Origin of the sequence: Streptococcus sp. HMSC071D03 (genome assembly GCF_001812125.1) — a bacterium.
In the GTDB taxonomy this organism is placed as follows: Bacteria; Bacillota; Bacilli; order Lactobacillales; family Streptococcaceae; genus Streptococcus; species Streptococcus pseudopneumoniae_N.
Map to the genome: position 1 here is coordinate 1 of NZ_KV807750.1, position 20,377 is coordinate 20,377.

Sequence of the window (20,377 nt, forward strand, 5' to 3'; positions counted from 1 at the left end):
TTTTGTCTTGTTCTTGTTTCAATTGACTATAAAAAACACCGATTAGATAAATAAGAAAAATTATGGTATAATAAAACGATACAAAAAAGGAGTATATATGGACATTTCAGAAATCCGTCAAAAAATTGACGCCAATCGTGAAAAATTAGCTTCTTTTAGGGGGTCTCTTTGACCTCGAAGGGTTAGAAGAAGAAATTGCCATTTTGGAAAACAAAATGACAGAACCTGATTTTTGGAACGATAATATTGCGGCCCAAAAAACGTCGCAAGAATTAAATGAACTAAAAAATACCTACAATACCTTCCATACCATGGAAGAGTTGCAGGATGAGGTTGCAATCTTACTAGACTTTTTAGCAGAGGATGAGTCTGTTAAGGATGAGTTGGTGGAGAAGTTAGCTGAGCTAGATCAGATGATGACTAGCTATGAGATGACCTTGCTCTTATCAGAGCCTTATGATCATAATAATGCTATTTTAGAGATTCACCCAGGATCTGGTGGAACAGAAGCCCAAGACTGGGGCGATATGCTCCTTCGTATGTACACTCGTTATGGTAACGCTAAAGGCTTTAAGGTTGAAGTCTTGGATTATCAAGCTGGTGATGAAGCAGGAATTAAGTCGGTGACCTTGTCTTTTGAAGGGCCAAATGCTTATGGACTTCTCAAGTCAGAAATGGGAGTTCACCGTTTGGTACGTATCTCACCATTTGACTCAGCTAAGCGTCGTCACACCTCGTTTACTTCTGTAGAAGTTATGCCAGAGTTGGATGATACTATTGAAGTTGACATCCGAGAAGATGATATCAAGATGGATACTTTCCGCTCGGGTGGAGCAGGTGGACAAAACGTCAACAAGGTTTCAACAGGTGTTCGCTTGACCCATATTCCGACAGGGATTGTCGTTGCATCAACTGTAGACCGTACTCAGTATGGAAACCGAGATCGTGCGATGAAGATGCTCCAGGCAAAACTTTATCAGATGGAGCAGGAAAAGAAAGCTGCTGAGGTAGATGCCCTTAAGGGGGATAAGAAGGAAATCACATGGGGAAGCCAAATCCGCTCCTATGTATTTACCCCTTATACCATGGTCAAAGACCACCGTACCAGCTTTGAAGTTGCGCAGGTAGATAAGGTCATGGATGGAGACCTAGATGGTTTCATCGATGCCTATTTAAAATGGCGTATTAGTTAAAAGAAAGGAAGTCACATGTCGATCATTGAAATGAGAGATGTTGTCAAAAAGTATGACAACGGGACAACAGCCCTACGTGGCGTCTCTGTGAAAATTGAACCAGGAGAATTTGCCTATATCGTAGGTCCTTCAGGTGCAGGTAAGTCAACCTTTATCCGTGCCTTGTATCGTGAGGTTAAAGTTGAAAAAGGAAGTTTGCAGGTTGCAGGTTTTAACCTCGTGAAGATTAAAAAGAAAGATATTCCGCTCCTTCGTCGTAGTGTTGGAGTTGTCTTTCAGGATTACAAACTTTTGCCAAAGAAAACTGTTTATGAGAACATTGCTTACGCAATGGAGGTTGTCGGTGAAAGCCGTCGCAATATCAAAAAACGTGTTATGGAAGTTTTGGATCTTGTTGGTTTAAAACACAAGGTTCGTTCATTCCCTAATGAATTGTCAGGTGGTGAGCAGCAACGTATCGCCATTGCTCGCGCTATCGTAAACAATCCTAAAGTTTTGATTGCAGATGAACCAACAGGTAACTTGGACCCAGATAATTCATGGGAAATCATGAACCTTTTGGAACGTATCAATCTTCAAGGGACAACTGTTTTGATGGCCACTCACAACAGTCAAATCGTAAATACCTTGCGCCACCGTGTCATTGCCATCGAGAATGGTCGTGTGGTTCGTGACGAAGCGAAAGGAGAGTACGGATACGATGATTAGTAGATTTTTCCGCCATCTATTCGAAGCTTTAAAGAGTTTAAAGCGTAATGGGTGGATGACCATTGCTGCTGTCAGTTCAGTAATGATTACCTTGACCTTAGTTGCTATTTTTGCCTCAGTTATCTTTAATACTGCAAAATTGGCAACGGATATCGAAAACAACGTCCGCGTCATGGTTTATGTCCGTAAAGATATTGAAGACAATAGTGAAACCATTGTCAAAGAAGGCCAGACAGTCACTAACAATGATTACCACAAGGTTTATGATGCCCTAAAGGCTATGCCAGCCGTTAAAAATGTAACCTTCTCAAGTAAAGAAGAGCAGTACCAAAAGTTGACTGAAACCATGGGTGACGAGTGGAAGGTTTTTGAAGGAGATGCCAATCCTCTTCATGATGCCTACATTGTCGATACCAATTCACCAAGTGATGTAAAACCTGTAGCTGAAGAAGCTAAAAAGATCGAAGGTGTCTCTGAAGTTCAAGACGGTGGTGCTAATACCGAACGTCTCTTCAAGTTGGCGTCCTTTATCCGTGTTTGGGGATTGGTCATTGCAGGACTCTTGATTTTCATCGCAGTCTTCTTGATTTCAAATACCATTCGTATCACTATCATTTCACGTAGTCGTGAAATTCAAATCATGCGTTTGGTTGGTGCTAAAAATAGCTACATTCGTGGGCCATTCTTGCTAGAAGGTGCCTTCATTGGGCTATTAGGAGCAACTATTCCATCAATCATGGTTTACTTTATCTATAACCGAGTCTACCAATCAGTTAACCCATCTTTGGTTGGACAAAATCTATCTCTGATTACCCCAGATGCTTTTATTCCATTGATGATCGGTCTCTTGTTTGTCATCGGAATCTGTATCGGTTCACTTGGTTCAGGAATCTCAATGCGTCGATTCTTGAAAATCTAAGTAAGATAGTTTACTAAAATCTATAAAAGTAGGATACCATCAGGCTTGACCGAGTCTGATGGTCCTACTTTTTATGTGGAACTTATAAATCATACTCTTCACAAATCTCTTCAAACCACGTCAGCTTCGTCTTGGCGTATATTTGTTACTGACTTCGTCAGTTCTATCCACAACCTCAAAACAGTGTTTTGAGCAACCTGCGGCTAGTTTCCTAGTTTGCTCTTTGATGTTCATTGAGTATCAGTTGCTTGCCAATTTTTGGGAAACAGTGTATGATAGGGAAGGACCTTTTTGATAAAAGAGTGATAGGGACTAGATGAAAGATAACTTTTATCTCTACAGTAATATCTAGCTCTTTTGACTTAACATAAATAATGAATGAGGATAAAATGAAACAATTTTTGGAAAAAGTGAGTATACTTTCCCTGTCGTTAGTATTGATCACATCATTTTCAATATCAAGTGCCCTACCAGCCATGTTTGACTATTATCAGGGCTATTCGACCGGTCAGGTCGAACTCTTGGTCAGCCTCCCTTCCTTTGGAATTATGGCCATGCTCCTCTTAAATGGAGTTTTAGAACGACTTTTTCCAGAACGTCTCCAATTAACCTTGGGACTCTTGATTTTATCAATCAGTGGAACAGCTCCTTTCTGGTATCAGGGTTATTACTTTGTTTTTGCGACACGCTTGCTATTTGGGATTGGTGTGGGGATGCTAAACGCCAAGGCTATCTCTATCATCAGTGAACGATACCACGGCAAAACTCGTATCCAGATGCTTGGTTTTCGTGGCTCAGCTGAGGTGGTGGGAGCCTCTATCTTGACCTTGGCAGTCGGTCAACTTTTGGCCTTTGGGTGGACCGCAACCTTCCTAGCCTATGCAGCAGGTTTAGTGGTTCTTGTACTCTTCCTTCTCTTTGTCCCTTATAACAAAGAAGAAGTTCATGAGTCCAAGCAAAAGACAGAAGAAGTAGTAAGATTGACTCGCTCTATGAAACAGTTGATTTTCTTTCTAGCTATCGGGGCTGCAGTCATTGTATGTACCAATACAGCCATTACCTTCCGTATTCCTAGTCTCATGATTGAGGCAGGCTTTGGAGATGCTCAATTGTCAAGTCTGGTACTCAGTGCCATGCAGTTGATTGGGATTCTAGCGGGAATTAGCTTTTCTTTCCTCATCTCTGCCTTTAAGGAAAAACTTTTATTGGTTACGGGTGTAACCTTTGGTATCGGGCAAATCATCATTGCTCTCTCACCTTCTCTCTGGGTAGTCGTTGCAGGTTCGGTCTTAGGAGGATTTGCCTACAGCATCGCTCTTACGACAGTCTTTCAATTGATATCTGAAAGAATCCCAGCAAAACTCCTCAACAAAGCAACTTCCTATACTGTTTTGGGATGTAGTTTTGGTGCGTCATTAACACCCTTTGTTCTTTCAGGAATTGGCTTAGTAACAACGAATGGTCGAATGACTTTTATCATTCTAGGAGCATGGATGATTGTTACTTCTTGTCTGGTTTCCTATCTGTTGAAAAAGAGAGTTTAAAAAGCGAAAAGATGATGAGTTTGCGAGTCCTTAAGCATACAGTGAAGTGTTGAAAGTTATGTAGAGTAAAAATAATTATTAACAGAGTTTTATGGAGTATAGAAGGCTCAGAAATGCTCCAATCAGTTCCCCTATCAAAGGATCATTACTCATACAAAAAGAGGTCGGGATTTTGTCCCGGCCTCATTCTTTTTTGTAATTTTATACTCAATGAAAATCAAAGAGTAAACTAGGAAGCGAGCCACAGGTTGCTCAAAACAGTGTTTTGAGGTTGCAGATGGAAGCTGACGTGGTTTGAAGAGATTTTCAAAGAGTATTAAAGTCTTTGCCAAAAGAAGTCGATAATATAGGTCAAGCCATAAGTATAAACCACGAGGGTAAAGGGCTTGGTCAAGACGATAATAGTCATGTAACGCTTGAAGCTCATTTTGGTCAGAGCTGCCAGCATACAGAGAAAGTCAGCTGGACTAACTGGCCAAATCATCATAAAGATAAAGAAGCGATCAAAGCGATTGCCCTTGTCTAACCAGCCGATGTACTTATCATAGGTACGCTTGCTAACGACAGACTGGACAAAGGGAGCACCGTAAAGTCGCACTAGGTAAAAGATAATGGCGCAACCAATGACAATGCCAATGTAATTGTAAATAGTTCCCACGATATGACCATAGATAAAGACACCAGCGACCGATGTCAGAGCACCAGGAATGATAGGAACCACCGTCTGCAAAATCTGTAAAAAGATAAAGAGTGGAGGCCCCCAGATGCCTGCCTGTTGGATAAAGGCAGATAGGGTTTCCTTGGACTGTAAAATCCCTGACTGATAGGCCCAGATGCAGAAGATCAAGGTGCCAACTCCACCAACGATAGATGAAATATGAATCACTTGCTGCAGAAGGGGTGAAATAGTTTTCATTTGATTATTCTGTGACATGTAAAATCCTCTTAAGTAGTATAAATCTACTATACCATATTTTGAGGAGAAAGACTATCTGTATTCTAGGTGTGACTTTGACACAAGTATGATAAAATGATAGTAAGAAAATGACAGCTTAGAATGAGGAAACTAACATGTTAGGATTAAGCTTTAATGGAACTTGGCGCAACTACCAAAAGCAAGTCTTGGATAAGTTCCAAGAATATCAAGCAGATGGACATGTTCACCTTGTGGCAGCACCAGGATCTGGTAAGACAACCATTGGTATCGAGTTGATGGCTCGCTTTGATAAGCCTGCCCTAGTCTTGGTACCGACGGTTACCATTCGGGAACAATGGGTGGATAGAATTCGCCAGGCCTTTTTAGAGGATGAGAACCAAGTCACAAGTCTTGTGTCTCAAAATCTCAAGGACATGAAGCAAATTACCATCGCCACCTACCAAGCCTTTCATAGTGCTATGCAACAGGTCCAGTCTCAAGAAGAGAATGGTGAGACGGTGGATTTTGGCGGTTTTGATCTCATTGCCAGTCTTAAGGAGCAGGGAGTTGAAACCCTCTGCCTGGACGAATGTCATCATTTGAGAAATGAATGGTGGAGAAGTCTAGAAGACTTCCGTAAGAAATATCCGCAACTGCAGGTCATTTCTCTAACCGCAACCCCTCCCTATGATAGTGAACCAGAACTCTGGGCTCGCTATCTCCAGATGTGTGGGGAGATCGACCAAGAGATCACAGTGCCAGAACTGGTCAAGGAGGAGACACTTTGTCCTCACCAAGACTTTGTTTATATCTGTACTCCGACCAAGGAAGAGGAGAAGGTTCTTCAGGACTTTGAAGATGCCAAGTGGCAGTATCTCAGTCACTTAGTGGATGAACCTGAGTTTAAGGAGTTAATTGCTAGCTCCAAGGTTCTTAATGGCCAAATCTCGGCAGATCTACTTCTTGAAGATCCCAAGTATCTCTCGGCCATCCTCATTTATCTTCATTCTCAAAAGCTAGAAATCCCTCAATACTTAAAGGATCTAATTGGTAGTAAAACCCTTCCATCTCTGAACTACAACTGGATGGAGGTCCTTTTCCAAGGACTTCTCTACCAGACACCTGATTGGTACCAGACAAGACCCGACTATATCAAAGAGATAGAAAGGGACATGAAGGCCAGAGGTTTGATTGACAAACGCCAGCTTTTCTTGGTTCGAAATAAGATCAATGACCAAATTCTCAATCAATCCTTGGGGAAATTATCTGGAATTGCTGATATCTTTGCGACCGAGTATGCTAGCCTAGGAAAAAACTTGAGGCAACTAGTCCTAGCAGACTATATCCGTAAGGACTTTGCTAACTATCTAGGGGACGATCAGGCACCTATCAGCCAACTGGGTGTTCTCCCCTACTTTGAAAGTATTCGTCGAAGTGCTCAGAAACAGGGGATTTCTGTTCCCCTAGCAGTGCTTTCGGGAAGTGTGGTTATCGTGCCAACCAGTGTCAGGGAGGAGCTTCAAGCACTTTTGCCAACAGTTGCTTTGACCTTCTCAGCTATTGGTCAACTAGATCCAGCAGTCTATCTTCAGGTAGGTTTTCCCTCAACCTGTAAAGGTATGGTGGGAGCTGTAACTGAGCTCTTTCAAAGGGGGGCCATCCAGGTCTTGATCGGGACCAAGTCTCTCTTAGGTGAAGGGTGGGATGCGCCTTGTGTTAATTCTCTGATCTTAGGTAGTTTTGTCGGAAGCTTTATGCTCAGTAATCAGATGCGAGGGCGTGCCATTCGTGTCTGGTCAGGACATCCAGAAAAGACCAGCAATATCTGGCATCTGGTCGCTATCAAACCCTATACAAAAAATCTTTTCTTGCGGGAAAAGGAAAATGAAGAGGAAGTAGATAAGGATAATTCCTATCAAGATTTACTTAATCTAACTCGTCGGATGGAACACTTTCTAGGCTTATCCTATAAGGAGGACACCATAGAGACAGGACTGGATCGCTTGGACTTTCCTAAAGCTCCTTTTAAGAAAAGTAAGATTCAGGCCTATAATCAGAAAATCAAGGAATTGTCCAAGGATCGTAGCTCCCTTCGCAAAAAATGGCATGAGGCGTTAGTAGTTGCGGATAAACTAGAGATTGTCAATGAGGTAGCAACCGATCGCAAGCAAATCCCTCTCTTGACACTAGTGGATGCTGAAAAGTGGGTTCGCTATTCTTTCTTACTGATTGCAGTTAATCTCCTCATCTATCTCTTTAAAACAAATGGTATTCATCTGGCTTGGTTAGCGGCTATTAGTCTTGTCTTGCTTACTATTGCTCTGGTTCGTTATTTCTTTTACAAGAGTCCTTATGTACGTCTACGTCAGGTGGGTGAAGGTATTCGTAATGCCATGCTAAAGATGGGGCATCTTTCCGATGATCAGTCGCGCGTGCAGGTGGAAGAAGATAAGGATAGCTATTACATTTTTGCCTATCTCAAGGGTGGCAGTATGCGAGATAAGGAGCTCTTCTCCCAAACCTTGGGCGAATTCTTTGCACCCGTGGATAATCAACGCTACCTCTTAGTAGCAAAAAAAGCACCAGCAGGTCAATCCAAGTATTTTGTAGTTCCTAGCCTCTTTGAAAAGCGCAAGGAAGAAGCTCAGCTCTTTCTAGACGCAATCGCACCTCAGCTAGGTGATTACCAGTTAGTCTACACCCGCAACGAAGCAGGCAGAAAAGTCTTACTCGAAGCCCGACTCAAATCCCTAGCCAACAAAAATGACCGCCTCATCACCAAGAAGAAGGTTAAGAGTGCTTTGAAGTAGGGAGAAGCGAGCGTTTTCTACTAGGAATATGATATAATAATAGGAAGAATGCGGTTTCCAAAAGGAGAGATATAAATGCAGGTAAAACCAGAACTGGAAATAGAAAAACAACTGATAAACCAGCTGGTAACTGGTGAAAGCCAATGGACTTATAGAGAAGACCTAAAAAAAGAAGAACAACTATGGGACAATTTCTTTGAGAAACTAGCCCAAAACAACGTTGCTCTGCTAGCAGACCATCCCTTGACTGAGCAGGAAAAACGCCAGATCCAGAACCAACTCAACTTTGTCAGCTACTATGATGCTGCCAAGTGGTTGGTCGGAGAAAATGGCATTGCCAAAGTCGAGGTTCAAAGAGAAGATGCAAGCCTAGGCACCATCCGTTTGTCAGTCATTTGGCGTGACAATATCGCAGCAGGAAAGTCTAGCTACGAAGTTGTCAATCAAGTCCAACGGGAAAAAGTAAATCCTCTGGATCAAGACCGTAGATTGGATGTTACTCTTCTCATCAATGGCTTGCCTATGATTCAAATCGAGCTCAAGAGTTCCCAAGCAGCATTTATCGATGCCTTTCACCAGATTAAAAAATATGATCGTGAAGGGAAGTTCCGTGGCATCTACTCTAGCTTGCAGATGTTTGTTGTGACTAACAAGGTCGATACTCGCTATATCGCTGCAGCTCGTGAAAATAAACTTAATAAGCAATTTCTAACTAAGTGGGTGGATAAGGACAATCATCCTGTGGCAAACCTGACTAGCTTTGCTCACGAAGTCCTTTCTATCCCTCGTGCGCACCAGATGGTCATGCAGTATTCTGTCATTGATGATAGCAAGAAATCTCTCATCCTCCTGCGCCCCTACCAGATCCATGCTATCGAAGCGGTGCAGGAAGCCTCTCGCCAACAAGCATCAGGCTATGTTTGGCATACGACAGGTTCAGGGAAGACCTTGACTTCTTATAAGGTAGCGAGGAATCTCCTTCAGATTCCTTCCATCCAAAAGACGATTTTTGTCGTTGACCGCCGGGACTTGGACCAACAGACCACATCATCCTTCCTCTCATATGCGACCAATGATGTCATCGATATCGATGAGACGGACAATACACATGATTTGGTCAAGCGCTTAGGAAGTAATGATAAACGTGTCGTGGTGACAACCATCCAGAAAATCACCACCATGATGCGCAAGTTTGACCAAGGTCTTTACCAACGAGATGCGGACAAAATCAAGGGACTCCGAGTGGCCTTTGTTGTAGATGAATGCCACCGTGCCGTGACGCCACAAACACAAAAAGACATTAAAACTTTTTTCCCTCAGTCACTATGGTATGGTTTTACAGGCACCCCCATCTTTAAGGAAAATAAACGCCAGCAAGTCGGCGACCTAGCCCAAACCACCCAGCAACAGTATGGAGACCGTCTCCATGAGTATACAGTCAAGGAAGCCATCCATGACGGAGCTGTCTTAGGCTTTAAGGTGGATTATCGCAATACACTCATCACAGACCAGTCTGAAAATGAAATACCAGATACTGTCTATGAGAATGAGGAGCACATGCTGGAAGTCTTGGATGCCATTATCAATAAATCCCGCCAACAACTAGGCTTTCAAAAAGGAGTCGGCAATACCTACAATGCCATCCTGACGGTCAAGTCTATCCCTCAAGCTCAAGCCTACTATGACCTTCTCAAAAGGGTCAAGGCTGGTCAAACACGGGTCAAGGTATCAGAGAGAGTCAAGATGGTCCTTCCAGACTTTCCGAAATTTACCATTACCTACTCTGTCACTGAAAATGAAGAAGACTCAAGAGCCAACCAAGACCACATGAAACAGGTCTTGCTAGACTATAACCAAGAGTTTGATACTCACTTTACTATGGCGGATCTTCGTGGCTTTAATATCGATGTCAATAACCGTCTAGCCCGAAAACAGGACAAGTATCTCTATCGCAATGAGCAGTTGGACTTGGTTATCGTGGTCAATCGTCTCTTAACTGGATTTGATGCCCCTTGTTTATCGACCCTCTTTATCGATCGTAAACCAATGCAACCGCAGGATTTGATTCAGGCCTTTAGTCGTACCAATCGTATCTTTGATTCTAGTAAGACCTATGGTCATATCATCACCTTCCAAAAGCCTCTAACCTTTAAGGAAGCAGTGGATAATGCCCTCAAACTCTACTCAAATGGTGGAGAAAATGATGTCCTAGCACCTAGCTGGGAAGAAGAAAAGAGAAACTTTTTGAGAAGTTGTAGCGACTTCCAAAATCTAATCACCGATGACCCCGAAGAAGGACTCCAAATCGATCAAATCTCAACACCTGAATTGAGAAAACTAGCCAAGGCTTATCAATCCTTTGATAAATACTTGGCTTCTATCCGAGTTTATAAAGAGTATGACGAGGAAGAAATCTATGCAGAGACTGGACTAACTGCAAAAGAATTGGAAAACTATCTAGGCTTCTATCAAAATATCCTTGCCGAACTTAAAAGTCGTTCAGAAGATGGTGATGAGGATGGGGAGCCACTGGATATCCACTACGAACTGGAGTCTATCCAAGTCGATGAGATTAACTATGCCTATATACTGACCCTGATCCAAAGCCTGATCGAGCAAGAGCAAAGCCAGGAAAAGAGTCTCAGTGCACAGGACAGAGAAGCAGTGGATACCTATATCCAAAGTCTGGAGAAGACCAATCCAAACCTTGCCCAGATTATCTCAGAGCTTTGGCAAGAAGTACAGGCAAATCCTGACCGCTACAGAGGTCAATCCATCGCCAATATCCTTGACCAGATGATTGAAGCAGTCATCCAGCAACATATCCGAGACTTTAGTAAGAACTGGTATGTCGGTGAAGATGAACTCCGCTACTATGTCAATCACTACCGCAAGGGAGCGAAAAAACAACTAGGAGAAAGTCAACTGACTAAGAGTCAGCGCTACAAGGACTACAAAGTTGAGGTGTCAGATGCCCTCAACCCACTCCTCTATAAAAAACAAATCAAAGAAGCCTATACCCAACTGATCGAAGAAGTGATTGAGCCGTTGAGAGTTGGGAGGTAGGAGAAGGGAAGTAAAATACATTTGATAAAAAAATCATTAAAATTATCGTGCAAGTATTTTTTTAGTTTTTTATCCTTGTTATCATTATTGGCGACTTTTATAAATATCAGTGATATTTATGAAAGTAATAATCTAATAAGCCATATAATTAAAGTTATAATAACTTTTCTTGTATTATATACATTAAGCTTTGTTTGTGCATTTTTATATTACTATTTCAAAAGGAGAGTAATATATTTTAAATATAATAGGTTTGTAGTTTCAGGGACATATGGAAATATACTAGATTACATTGGCGCTAGTAAAGTTAATTTAATAGTTCCTGTAAATAGTTGTTTTGATACAAAAATAGATGATTCAGTTATTTCTGCCAATTCACTTCATGGGCAAGTTATTAAATTTTTATACGATAATAATTTAGTATCACAGTCAGTTCTCGATAAGAAGATTAAGCGTAGTTTGAGAGAGCAGAATATATCATCATTAAGTATTAGTAATGATGTAAAACAAGGTGGAAAATCAGTAGGAAATTATAAAAGGTACCCTATCGGAAGTACTGCTTTTGTGGATATTGGTAACGTTAGATATCATTTTATAGCATTATCTATTATAGAAAATAATAAGAATGCTAAAACTAGTGATCAAGACTACCTTATAGTTTTGAATGCAATAGTTGATAATTGTTTTAGGAATTCTAATGGTAATCCAATATATCTACCCTTGATTGGTTCTGGTTTGTCAAAACTAAATTATAATCATCAGCAACAATTAGAATTTATGGTTAAATACTTCATGCTACGTAAAACAAAATTAACATCTGATGTCGAAATCGTGATCCGAAAGGAAGATGGAGATACAATTTCTATATTATAATTTAGGTGAGAGATGAATACGAATAAGGTAAAAGATCCGATTATAGTTTTTATTAGTTCTAAATGCGATGGGAAGTATAGAGAGATGCGTAAAAGGCTCTCTAAACTCATTAATGATTCGCCTTTAATGAATTCAATTTGTTATGAAGAAGAAGGAAGTCGTAGTGTTAAATCGGAGGAATTTTATGTAAATCATGTAAAGTCTTGTGACGTATGCTTGATTATCATTGATAATGAAGATGGAATTAGTCCTTCGGTTTTGAAGGAAATTGACACTGCAAAGAAGCATAATAAAAAATGTTTATATTTCTTTTGTACTGAAAATTCTAGTGAAAAGACTCAATTACAGGAAGATCTTTATGCCAAAGTAAAATATTCAGAAGTACCTGTGTTTGATCAGATCCCTGAAACAGTAATTGAATCAATTGTTGGAGATATTATTTTTTATTATCGTAATAAAAATAGTGATACTGTTGATTACAAAATTTCTGACATCAATACAGATAAGTATTCTTCAACAATTCTTGATATTTCAAAAGAATCAAAAGTGTTATGTGAATATCTTTTCAAAGTGTTTCAGTTGAACTTATCACAAGATGAAAATAAAATATCAAACATTGAGCAGGAGATAATAAAGTTTTTCCAATTTGTTTTTAATAAACATAAATTCTTAGAAATTAATTTTGATATTCTAGAGGAGTATTTTGTTTCAAAAACTGAAGAGGAATTAAAAGAAATCCTAACTCAAAGATTCAATGCTTTAAAACTATATTTTAGGGGTGATTTAAATGGTGCAATATCCATTCTATCTGATAGTTTAGTGAAAGCAACTGACGATGTAAATATTCCAAAATGGATAGTTAACAATATAGCAATAGATTTAAGAAATGTTCAAAATGAGAAAGGGAATTATGAAAATAGATGGCCAGTTTCAAATACTGGTCAGGAATATATAAATAAATCAAAAGAGCCTCTTTACTTTCCATTGTTAGATAGAAGAGAGAAAATGTTTTTTGAGCAAATAGACAAATTTCAAGCAGATAATTTATATTCAGAATCTGTAAAGAGTTATAATCTATGTAATATTGGACTATTTCAATGGATATCGGAATCATTTATATTATCATTGGGTTATGCCTCTATTACTCATATACAACATGCAAAAAATTTGATGAAAGTGCTATTAAGAACACTTGCCGAAATGTATGATGGTTATGAATTTAAAAAAGAATTATTTGTCTTAGCAGTAACTTCTTCGGACAAAGAACTAGCGAATTTCTTGCTTAAATCTAAACAGATAATAGGAACCATTAGTTCAGAAGAGATTGAGTATACTATAAGATTGATTCGTAATATTGAATTTTTTAATAATCGTTTGCGTTCTCAATGTTATTTGTTACACCATTTTTCAGACTATATAAATGATTCTATAATTGTTTCGTTTCTTATGGAATTTAAAGGAGAGGTCATAAAATGGTTGAATCAAGATAATCGCGAGTTGAATTTGGAAAAGCCAATTTTTGATGCTTTAAAAAAAGTAATAACACGTTTTAATTATGAAGATACTATTATAATCTTAAACATAATTTTTGAAAAAAAACTAATTCGGTTTTATGATAGCGCATTTTCTCTATTATGTAGAATGGACTATCGTTGGCTAACAAACCAAACTCAGAAAAAAGTTGGAAATTATTTTATATTTAAAAATAATGAATATCAATTAGATGCATATGGAAGTTATAGTAATGCTTTGATTAATTTTGTAAGAAATTCTGCTATTGATAATACCGATTTATTAAAGTATATTAAAGAGAATAATTCTGTATTAATGGAGAAAATCAGGCTTGAACTGGAACACAGTATTGTTCCTGAAAAATATATTGATAAATATATTGAGGACATAATCAACTATAATAGAACTCAAGGAGAAAATGGGATATTTACGTTTTCGGAAGTAAATAATTTCCAAACAATATTTAATATTATTAAGATAGATAATGTAAAATTATCTGAAGAGATTTTTAATAGACTTATTGATGTTTGTAAGCAGACTATTATTTCAGATAATCAAATATTAAGTGATAAATATTCTTCATTTAACCTTTTATTTCAAATCTATTTTTCTCAGACTCATGACTATAATTGGGAAAAACTAGCAGATGTATTTCAATCAAGTAAAAATACATTACTAGTACATAGTGATTTAATTGACGAAAATCCAATTATTTTATCTATTCAACTGAATGTAATGAAAAGTATTTTTGATGGTAATTATAATCTTGTTATTAACGATATACTCAAACTATCTGATGAAAATATATTTGAAATTAAGAGAGTAATATCATTTTTGCAAACAATCTTCGAGTTTGATAAATTTTCTCCAAATGGTGAATTTATTATGTTTTGTACTTATTTTTGTTTAAACATGACCAAACATTATTCTAGAAATATTAAGATGAATGCAACAGATTTGTTGATTAAACTAACTAAATATGAAATAGTTAATCAGATTATATTAAATCAACTATCGAATATGATGGATAATTCTAACTCTGATATAAAGCTAGTTATTGTAAAAAATAGAGATAAAATTATTTCAAATGGTGATTATAAAGAATATATTATAGAGAAGGCAAGATTAGATAATCACTATTTAGTAATTAAGTATGCAAATGAATATAGAATGGAAAATTCTAATGAATAATTTTAAAATTCCAAAAATTAGGTTTAACAATTTTGAAGCTTTTTGGGTAGAAAAAAGAATTGCAGATATAGTCAAAATATCTGCTGGTGGTGATGTAGATAAAGTAAAATTGAAAGAAAGTGGGCAATATCCCGTTATTGCAAATGCTTTGACAAACAAAGGAATCGTTGGGTTTTATGACGATTATAAAGTGAAAGCTCCGGCAGTGACTGTTACAGGTCGCGGAGATGTTGGATATGCAGTAGCTCGACATGAAAATTTTACTCCGGTTGTTAGACTTCTGACTCTTCAATCGGAAAATATTGATGTTGATTATCTTGAAAATCAGATTAATTCAATGAGAATTTTAAATGAGTCTACGGGTGTTCCTCAACTAACAGCTCCTCAACTTGGGAACTACAAAGTGTATCATCCTGAAATTGATGAACAATCCACCATCGGTTCTCTCTTCCGCACCCTCGACGAACTTCTTACTAGTTACAAGGACAATCTTGCCAACTACCAATCTCTCAAGGTTACCATGCTTTCTAAGATGTTTCCAAAAACTGGACAGACGGTACCTGAGATTCGTTTGGATGGATTTGAAGGTGAGTGGGAAGAAAAGTATATTGGGGAGCTAGCTGATATTGTTCGAGGTGCTTCTCCGAGACCAATACAAGATCCAAAATGGTTTGATCCAAATTCAGAAATTGGCTGGTTACGTATCTCTGATGTGACAAGTCAGAATGGCAGAATTCATAGTTTGGAACAAAAAATATCAAAATTAGGTCAAGAAAAAACAAGAGTTCTGACGGAACCTCATTTATTACTTAGTATTGCTGCCACTGTTGGAAAGCCCGTTGTTAACTACGTTAAAACTGGCGTACATGATGGATTTTTAATTTTTATGAATCCAAAATTTGATAGAGAATTTATGTTTCAATGGCTAGAAATGTATAGAGAAAAATGGAATCGATACGGTCAACCAGGAAGTCAAGTTAATCTCAATAGTGATATTGTAAAAAATCAAAAGATATTAGTTCCTTGTATGGAAGAACAACAAGCCATCGGCTCCTATTTCTCTAATCTTGATAACCTCATCAACTCTCATCAAGAAAAAATTTCTCAGCTAGAAACTTTGAAAAAGAAACTCTTGCAGGATATGTTTATATAAAAGGAGTGCAGTAAAATGTCAAAAGTAAAATCAGAAACTCTAAAGAAAGAAGAAAAACCTGTAGTAGCTATATGCTATGATTTCGATAAAACTCTGTCTCCTGATGATATGCAAGCTCAAGGGTTTATCCAGAAGCTAGGGTATGAAATTGGAGAGTTTTGGAAGAAGTCAAATGGTTTTGCTCATAAAAATGATATGGACCAAAATCTAGCCTATATGTATACTATGAAAACAGAATCTGCAGGAAAAGTTTTATTTACAAAAACTGAACTAGCTAGGTTTGGCTCAGAAGTAGAATTATTCGATGGAGTTGAAGGCTGGTTTGAACGAATTAGAAAGTATGGGGAAGAACGAGGTGTTACTGTTGAGCACTATATTATTTCATCGGGGTTGAAAGAGATGATAGAAGGTACTTCTATAGCTAAAAAGGGGGCCTTTAAGAAAATTTATGCGACTTCTTTTTATTGTGATGAAAATGGGGTTGCAGTCTGGCCAGCTCAAGTAGTGAATTATACCAATAAGACGCAATTCCTATTTCGAATCACCAAAGGTGTTCTGGATGTGAATGACTCTGCAGTCAATGAATTTTTCCCAGAGAGTGATTTACGAGTTCCTTTTAGAAATATGATTTATCTGGGTGATAGTGATACTGATATCCCCTGCATGAAATTAGTTAAAATGCGAGGAGGCTATTCTATTGGTGTATTCAATCCAAAAACGAATGACAGAACTAAAGTTCACAAAATGACTCGTGATAGTCGTATTGATTACTTTGTACCAGCAGATTACTCGGAAAATACGGAACTTGATAATTTAATCAAGACAATTATTGATAAAACAGTATTTAATGAAAAATTGGAAAATAAGAAAAATGCTGATAAAGTTGAAGCAGGCACAAGAAAACTGAGAGCAAAGAAAAAATGAATTGAGTCATTTTCAAATTTGGATAAGCGTGAACTAAACATTACTGGGTATTACGTATTTTATATAATTAAAGGGAGAACTCATGGTATCTGTAACACAACGTATAAAAGAAATTAACCAACCTCGAGGAGGCTACCTGCCCATCAAGTTATTTTCAGTAGAGCAGTTCGAAGATCACAGAGTTCTGCATCCGGTAGAGTCTGTGTCTCCTAGTTTAGTGGGGATTTGTGTGGACTACTTAACTCGATTTATGAAAGGGGCAGAAGCCCGTGATGCTTTCAGAATATCTCTCTTGGGAGCTCAGATGGTGGGTATGGGAGACCTAGCAGAAGCACTGCTCGATTTGGTGACAGGATTGGACGATTTATCGATAGAAAGTGCTTGTCGTTTGGTTTCTTTTGATGTCGTTTTTCGTGCGGGGAAACAGTATTATAAGCCTTTTGAGGAAATTACAGTGGATGCCGAAACGATAGAAAATATTCGCATCATGGTGGAACGAAGTCTTTGCTTTTTCGACCTCTATGGTCCTTTAGTAAAAGATGGCTTTAACTTTTTGGGAGGCTATACAGATACGATTGATAAGGGGGATGGAGATTTTCTAACCAAGGATACATTATGGGATTTTAAGGTGACTAAAACAGCTCCTAATAAAGACCATACACTACAAGTCCTTGTATACTATATCATGGGTTTACATTCCTTTGACCCTGACTTCCTTTCTATCGAAAATCTTGGATTTTATAACCCTCGAAAAAATATCGTTTATCAACTTCCAGTTTCTTCTATTCCTTTAGATTTGATTCGAACGATTGAGAATGAAGTGATATGTTATAAATGATTGCTTATTTAAAAAAATTAATTGCAAAACTTAGAAAGAAACACTATGGAAACAACACAAACTTCCCAGTCGCTCTATCAAGCCCTGTGGAACTCAGCGGATGTTCTCCGCTCTAAGATGGATGCTAATGACTATAAGTCCTATCTCTTGGGCATGGTCTTTTATAAGTATCTGTCAGACAAGATGCTCTTTTTCGTAGCTGAGACCATGGAAGAAGGGACAGATAGTCTTGAGGATGCCCTTGAGGTTTATCGCAACTACTACGAGGATGCGGATACCCATGAGGACCTGTTATCAGTTATGAGCGACGAGCTCAACTATAGTATCAAGCCAGACCTGACTTTTACCGCTCTAGTAGCAAGGGTCAATGAGGGGACTTTCCAGCTGGAAGATCTAGCTCAAGGTTTTCGTGATATCGAGCAAAGCGACGACCTCTATGAAAATCTCTTTGAAGATATCGACCTCTACTCTAAAAAGTTAGGGGCAACTCCGCAAAAGCAAAATCAAACAGTGGCAGCAGTCATGAAGGAGTTGGCTGTGCTAGATGTGGCTGATCATGCTGGTGATATGCTTGGGGATGCCTATGAGTATCTGATTGGACAGTTTGCGACTGACTCGGGTAAGAAAGCTGGTGAGTTTTATACACCTCAGCCTGTTGCCAAGCTCATGACTCAGATTGCTTTTTTAGGTCGTGAGGATCAGCAAGGTTTTACCATCTATGATGCGACCATGGGTTCTGGCTCTCTCTTGCTCAATGCCAAGAAATACTCTCATAAACCGCAAACGGTGGTCTACTTTGGTCAGGAGCTCAATACCTCCACTTATAACTTGGCTCGGATGAACATGATTCTACACGGGGTTCCAGTTGAGAATCAATTTCTCCACAATGCCGATACCTTGGATGAAGACTGGCCGACTCAAGAACCGACTAACTTTGATGGTGTTCTCATGAACCCTCCCTACTCTGCCAAGTGGTCAGCAAGCTCTGGTTTTATGGCGGACCCTCGTTTCTCTCCTTTTGGGAAACTGGCGCCCCAGTCCAAGGCTGACTTTGCCTTCCTCTTGCATGGATATTACCACCTCAAGCAGGATAATGGGGTCATGGCTATCGTTCTTCCCCATGGTGTTCTCTTCCGTGGTAATGCGGAGGGAACCATTCGCAAGGCCTTGCTAGAAGAAGGAGCTATTGATACGGTTATCGGTTTACCTGCAAATATCTTCTTTAATACCAGCATTCCGACCACGGTCATCATTCTCAAGAAGAACCGTACCAATCGTGATGTTTACTTTATCGATGCTTCTAAGGAGTTTGATAAGGGGAAAAATCAGAATATCATGACGGATGTTCATATCGAGAAGATTCTGGAAGCCTACAAGTCTCGTGAAGAGATTGATAAGTTTGCCCATCTGGCAAGTTATGAAGAAATCGTCGAAAATGACTACAACCTTAATATCCCTCGCTATGTAGATACCTTTGAGGAAGAAGAAGTCGAGCCACTGACAGACATCGTCAGCAAGATTAACAAGAGAAATGAAGCAATCGAAAACCAAACAGCTTCATTGCTTGAAATGCTCGGTCAACTCCACGGAACAACACCAGAAGCCGATGCCGAACTAAAACAGTTCTTGAAGGAATTTAAAGGGTGATAGGCGTAATCAATTCGCTCATAATTCGCTCATTTTATAGATATAACTTTGTTTCCGTATTTCCTGGGAACTAGTAGAAGGTTAGGAGAAATATGGAAAATAACAACCAACGTGCCCTTTGTCAGCAACTCTGGGCAGAAAACAAATACCTTGTTTTGAGTCATTCTAGCAATATTTACAAGGATATTCGCCAGTATCTCAAGCAAGAAGTGGTGGAAGTGAGTCAGGTTCAAGAGATGATTGACCGTGCCTGCCAGATTCCAGAACACAGGGGTCAGGTTTGCAATGCCTTCCAGCATATTTGGGGCTATTTCAAAAAGAAAGCGACAGATGCTGAGTGCAAGGATTACATGCTCTTGTTGGATCGCTACCGCTTTGGTCAGGCTTCTAAGGAAGACTTGATTGCTAAGACTCGAGACTTGCTTGAACGATACCCAAATGCTTATCTGCAACATTCTACCTTGTTGAAAGGAGACTCCCATGAGACTTTGGCATGAGTCTTTGATCCCACAACTGCCCCGTCCTCAGCTCTTGGGGCAACATCGAGAGTGTTGCGCTCTGCGTGGCAATGGCTGGGGCAGAAAGCATGCGACAGTTGACTATGTCTTTACCCACTCGCCCTATCGTCTCTATGCCTATCATGACTTGATCATGGGGGAGATGGCGCGTCGTGGCTACAATGTCAGTCCAGAGTGGCTGGATAAGAACTACCGTGGCAAGACCTGCCCTCCTTATGAAAATTTAACAGAGGAGAGGCTGAAAAGTCCTATCTATAGCGAACACGACTCTGCCTACTATGAGGAGTGTCTGGCTAATCTCCGTGATAAGGGGATAGAGCTGGAGTAATAGTAAGGATTATCTCCAATGGTTAACTCTTTTCGTAAATTTTTCGAATGATAAAAATGAGAGAGTGGGACAGAAATCGGTAATTCGTTAGAATTCGATTTCGTCGTCCCACCTACGCACAGTTGAGTAGGGCTGTAAAAGCTGATGAAATCAGCGTAGTAGAGCCCACTCAACCACTGCGCCTTGCTCGACAATCCATAGAAAATTGAGAGGCTAGGACTTTTGTCCCAGCCTCTT

The 20,377-nt window shown here is 39.2% G+C and carries 14 protein-coding genes and 1 pseudogene; 14 read left to right on the top strand and 1 reads right to left on the bottom strand.

Features of this window, described 5'->3' with window-relative positions; translation table 11 throughout:
* Positions 1-97 precede the first annotated feature (97 nt).
* The 4 genes from prfB (at position 98) to HMPREF2837_RS05175 (ending at position 4,364) form a co-directional block, all read left to right on the top strand.
* Positions 98-1,193 (top strand): peptide chain release factor 2 gene (gene prfB, locus HMPREF2837_RS05160; RefSeq protein WP_148130293.1). Its coding sequence is split into 2 segments (ribosomal slippage): positions 98-169 and positions 171-1,193, totalling 1,095 coding nucleotides; the frame shifts between segments, so codons are not numbered across the junction.
* Between the two features lie 15 nt (positions 1,194-1,208).
* Complete coding sequence (gene ftsE, locus HMPREF2837_RS05165; protein WP_049548597.1) at positions 1,209-1,901, top strand: cell division ATP-binding protein FtsE; 693 nt, start codon at positions 1,209-1,211, stop codon at positions 1,899-1,901.
* Positions 1,894-2,820: a permease-like cell division protein FtsX gene (gene ftsX, locus HMPREF2837_RS05170; protein WP_075230712.1), complete on the top strand. Its 927-nt coding sequence runs from the start codon at positions 1,894-1,896 to the stop codon at positions 2,818-2,820. Before ftsE ends, ftsX begins: the two co-directional genes overlap by 8 nt.
* 389 nt (positions 2,821-3,209) lie before the next feature.
* The gene (locus tag HMPREF2837_RS05175) at positions 3,210-4,364 is read left to right on the top strand and encodes an MFS transporter (RefSeq protein ID WP_049548599.1); all 1,155 of its coding nucleotides are present in this window, start codon (positions 3,210-3,212) and stop codon (positions 4,362-4,364) included.
* A gap of 316 nt (positions 4,365-4,680) precedes the next feature.
* Here the strand turns inward: HMPREF2837_RS05175 and HMPREF2837_RS05180 are convergent, their stop codons facing one another.
* Positions 4,681-5,298 (bottom strand): TVP38/TMEM64 family protein, encoded by a 618-nt coding sequence (locus HMPREF2837_RS05180; protein ID WP_049548600.1) that lies wholly within the window; start codon positions 5,296-5,298, stop codon positions 4,681-4,683.
* A gap of 137 nt (positions 5,299-5,435) precedes the next feature.
* Here HMPREF2837_RS05180 and HMPREF2837_RS05185 point away from each other — a divergent pair, with 137 nt between their 5' ends.
* From HMPREF2837_RS05185 to HMPREF2837_RS05230, 10 genes and pseudogenes are all read left to right on the top strand, one after another.
* The gene (locus HMPREF2837_RS05185; protein WP_075230713.1) at positions 5,436-8,090 is read left to right on the top strand and encodes a DEAD/DEAH box helicase family protein; all 2,655 of its coding nucleotides are present in this window, start codon (positions 5,436-5,438) and stop codon (positions 8,088-8,090) included.
* A gap of 75 nt (positions 8,091-8,165) precedes the next feature.
* Positions 8,166-11,156 carry a type I restriction endonuclease subunit R gene (locus HMPREF2837_RS05190; protein ID WP_075230714.1) on the top strand — a complete coding sequence of 997 codons (2,991 nt, stop codon included), beginning with the start codon at positions 8,166-8,168 and terminating at the stop codon, positions 11,154-11,156.
* A gap of 21 nt (positions 11,157-11,177) precedes the next feature.
* Positions 11,178-12,029 carry a macro domain-containing protein gene (locus HMPREF2837_RS05195; RefSeq protein WP_080979372.1) on the top strand — a complete coding sequence of 284 codons (852 nt, stop codon included), beginning with the start codon at positions 11,178-11,180 and terminating at the stop codon, positions 12,027-12,029.
* A 12-nt stretch (positions 12,030-12,041) separates the two neighbouring features.
* Positions 12,042-14,732 (top strand): hypothetical protein, encoded by a 2,691-nt coding sequence (locus HMPREF2837_RS05200; RefSeq protein ID WP_049548603.1) that lies wholly within the window; start codon positions 12,042-12,044, stop codon positions 14,730-14,732.
* Positions 14,725-15,885 carry a restriction endonuclease subunit S gene (locus HMPREF2837_RS05205; RefSeq protein ID WP_049548604.1) on the top strand — a complete coding sequence of 387 codons (1,161 nt, stop codon included), beginning with the start codon at positions 14,725-14,727 and terminating at the stop codon, positions 15,883-15,885. The genes HMPREF2837_RS05200 and HMPREF2837_RS05205 overlap by 8 nt, the downstream gene beginning before the upstream one ends.
* A gap of 15 nt (positions 15,886-15,900) precedes the next feature.
* Positions 15,901-16,776, top strand: a pseudogene (locus HMPREF2837_RS05210) (HAD family hydrolase); the annotation flags it as partial.
* 115 nt (positions 16,777-16,891) lie between these two features.
* Entirely contained in the window at positions 16,892-17,647 is a 756-nt protein-coding gene (locus HMPREF2837_RS05215; protein ID WP_049548606.1) for a hypothetical protein, read from the top strand.
* A gap of 45 nt (positions 17,648-17,692) precedes the next feature.
* Positions 17,693-19,294, top strand: coding sequence for a type I restriction-modification system subunit M (locus tag HMPREF2837_RS05220; protein WP_049548607.1), 1,602 nt, complete (start codon positions 17,693-17,695; stop codon positions 19,292-19,294).
* Positions 19,295-19,386: 92 nt separating this feature from the next.
* Complete coding sequence (locus tag HMPREF2837_RS05225; RefSeq protein WP_049548608.1) at positions 19,387-19,791, top strand: YbgA family protein; 405 nt, start codon at positions 19,387-19,389, stop codon at positions 19,789-19,791.
* Positions 19,775-20,140, top strand: coding sequence for a TIGR02328 family protein (locus HMPREF2837_RS05230; protein WP_049548609.1), 366 nt, complete (start codon positions 19,775-19,777; stop codon positions 20,138-20,140). Before HMPREF2837_RS05225 ends, HMPREF2837_RS05230 begins: the two co-directional genes overlap by 17 nt.
* The last annotated feature ends 237 nt before the right edge of the window (positions 20,141-20,377 follow it).

Excerpts from the sequence above, each read along its gene's own strand:
- HMPREF2837_RS05205 (WP_049548604.1), top strand. The coding sequence starts at position 14,725 with ATGAATAATTTTAAAATTCCAAAAATTAGGTTTAACAATTTTGAAGCT.
- ftsE (WP_049548597.1), top strand. The coding sequence starts at position 1,209 with ATGTCGATCATTGAAATGAGAGATGTTGTCAAAAAGTATGACAACGGG.
- HMPREF2837_RS05180 (WP_049548600.1), bottom strand. The coding sequence starts at position 5,298 with ATGTCACAGAATAATCAAATGAAAACTATTTCACCCCTTCTGCAGCAA.
- HMPREF2837_RS05200 (WP_049548603.1), top strand. The coding sequence starts at position 12,042 with ATGAATACGAATAAGGTAAAAGATCCGATTATAGTTTTTATTAGTTCT.
- HMPREF2837_RS05185 (WP_075230713.1), top strand. The coding sequence starts at position 5,436 with ATGTTAGGATTAAGCTTTAATGGAACTTGGCGCAACTACCAAAAGCAA.
- HMPREF2837_RS05215 (WP_049548606.1), top strand. The coding sequence starts at position 16,892 with ATGGTATCTGTAACACAACGTATAAAAGAAATTAACCAACCTCGAGGA.
- HMPREF2837_RS05220 (WP_049548607.1), top strand. The coding sequence starts at position 17,693 with ATGGAAACAACACAAACTTCCCAGTCGCTCTATCAAGCCCTGTGGAAC.
- HMPREF2837_RS05230 (WP_049548609.1), top strand. The coding sequence starts at position 19,775 with ATGAGACTTTGGCATGAGTCTTTGATCCCACAACTGCCCCGTCCTCAG.
- HMPREF2837_RS05175 (WP_049548599.1), top strand. The coding sequence starts at position 3,210 with ATGAAACAATTTTTGGAAAAAGTGAGTATACTTTCCCTGTCGTTAGTA.
- ftsX (WP_075230712.1), top strand. The coding sequence starts at position 1,894 with ATGATTAGTAGATTTTTCCGCCATCTATTCGAAGCTTTAAAGAGTTTA.
- HMPREF2837_RS05190 (WP_075230714.1), top strand. The coding sequence starts at position 8,166 with ATGCAGGTAAAACCAGAACTGGAAATAGAAAAACAACTGATAAACCAG.
- HMPREF2837_RS05225 (WP_049548608.1), top strand. The coding sequence starts at position 19,387 with ATGGAAAATAACAACCAACGTGCCCTTTGTCAGCAACTCTGGGCAGAA.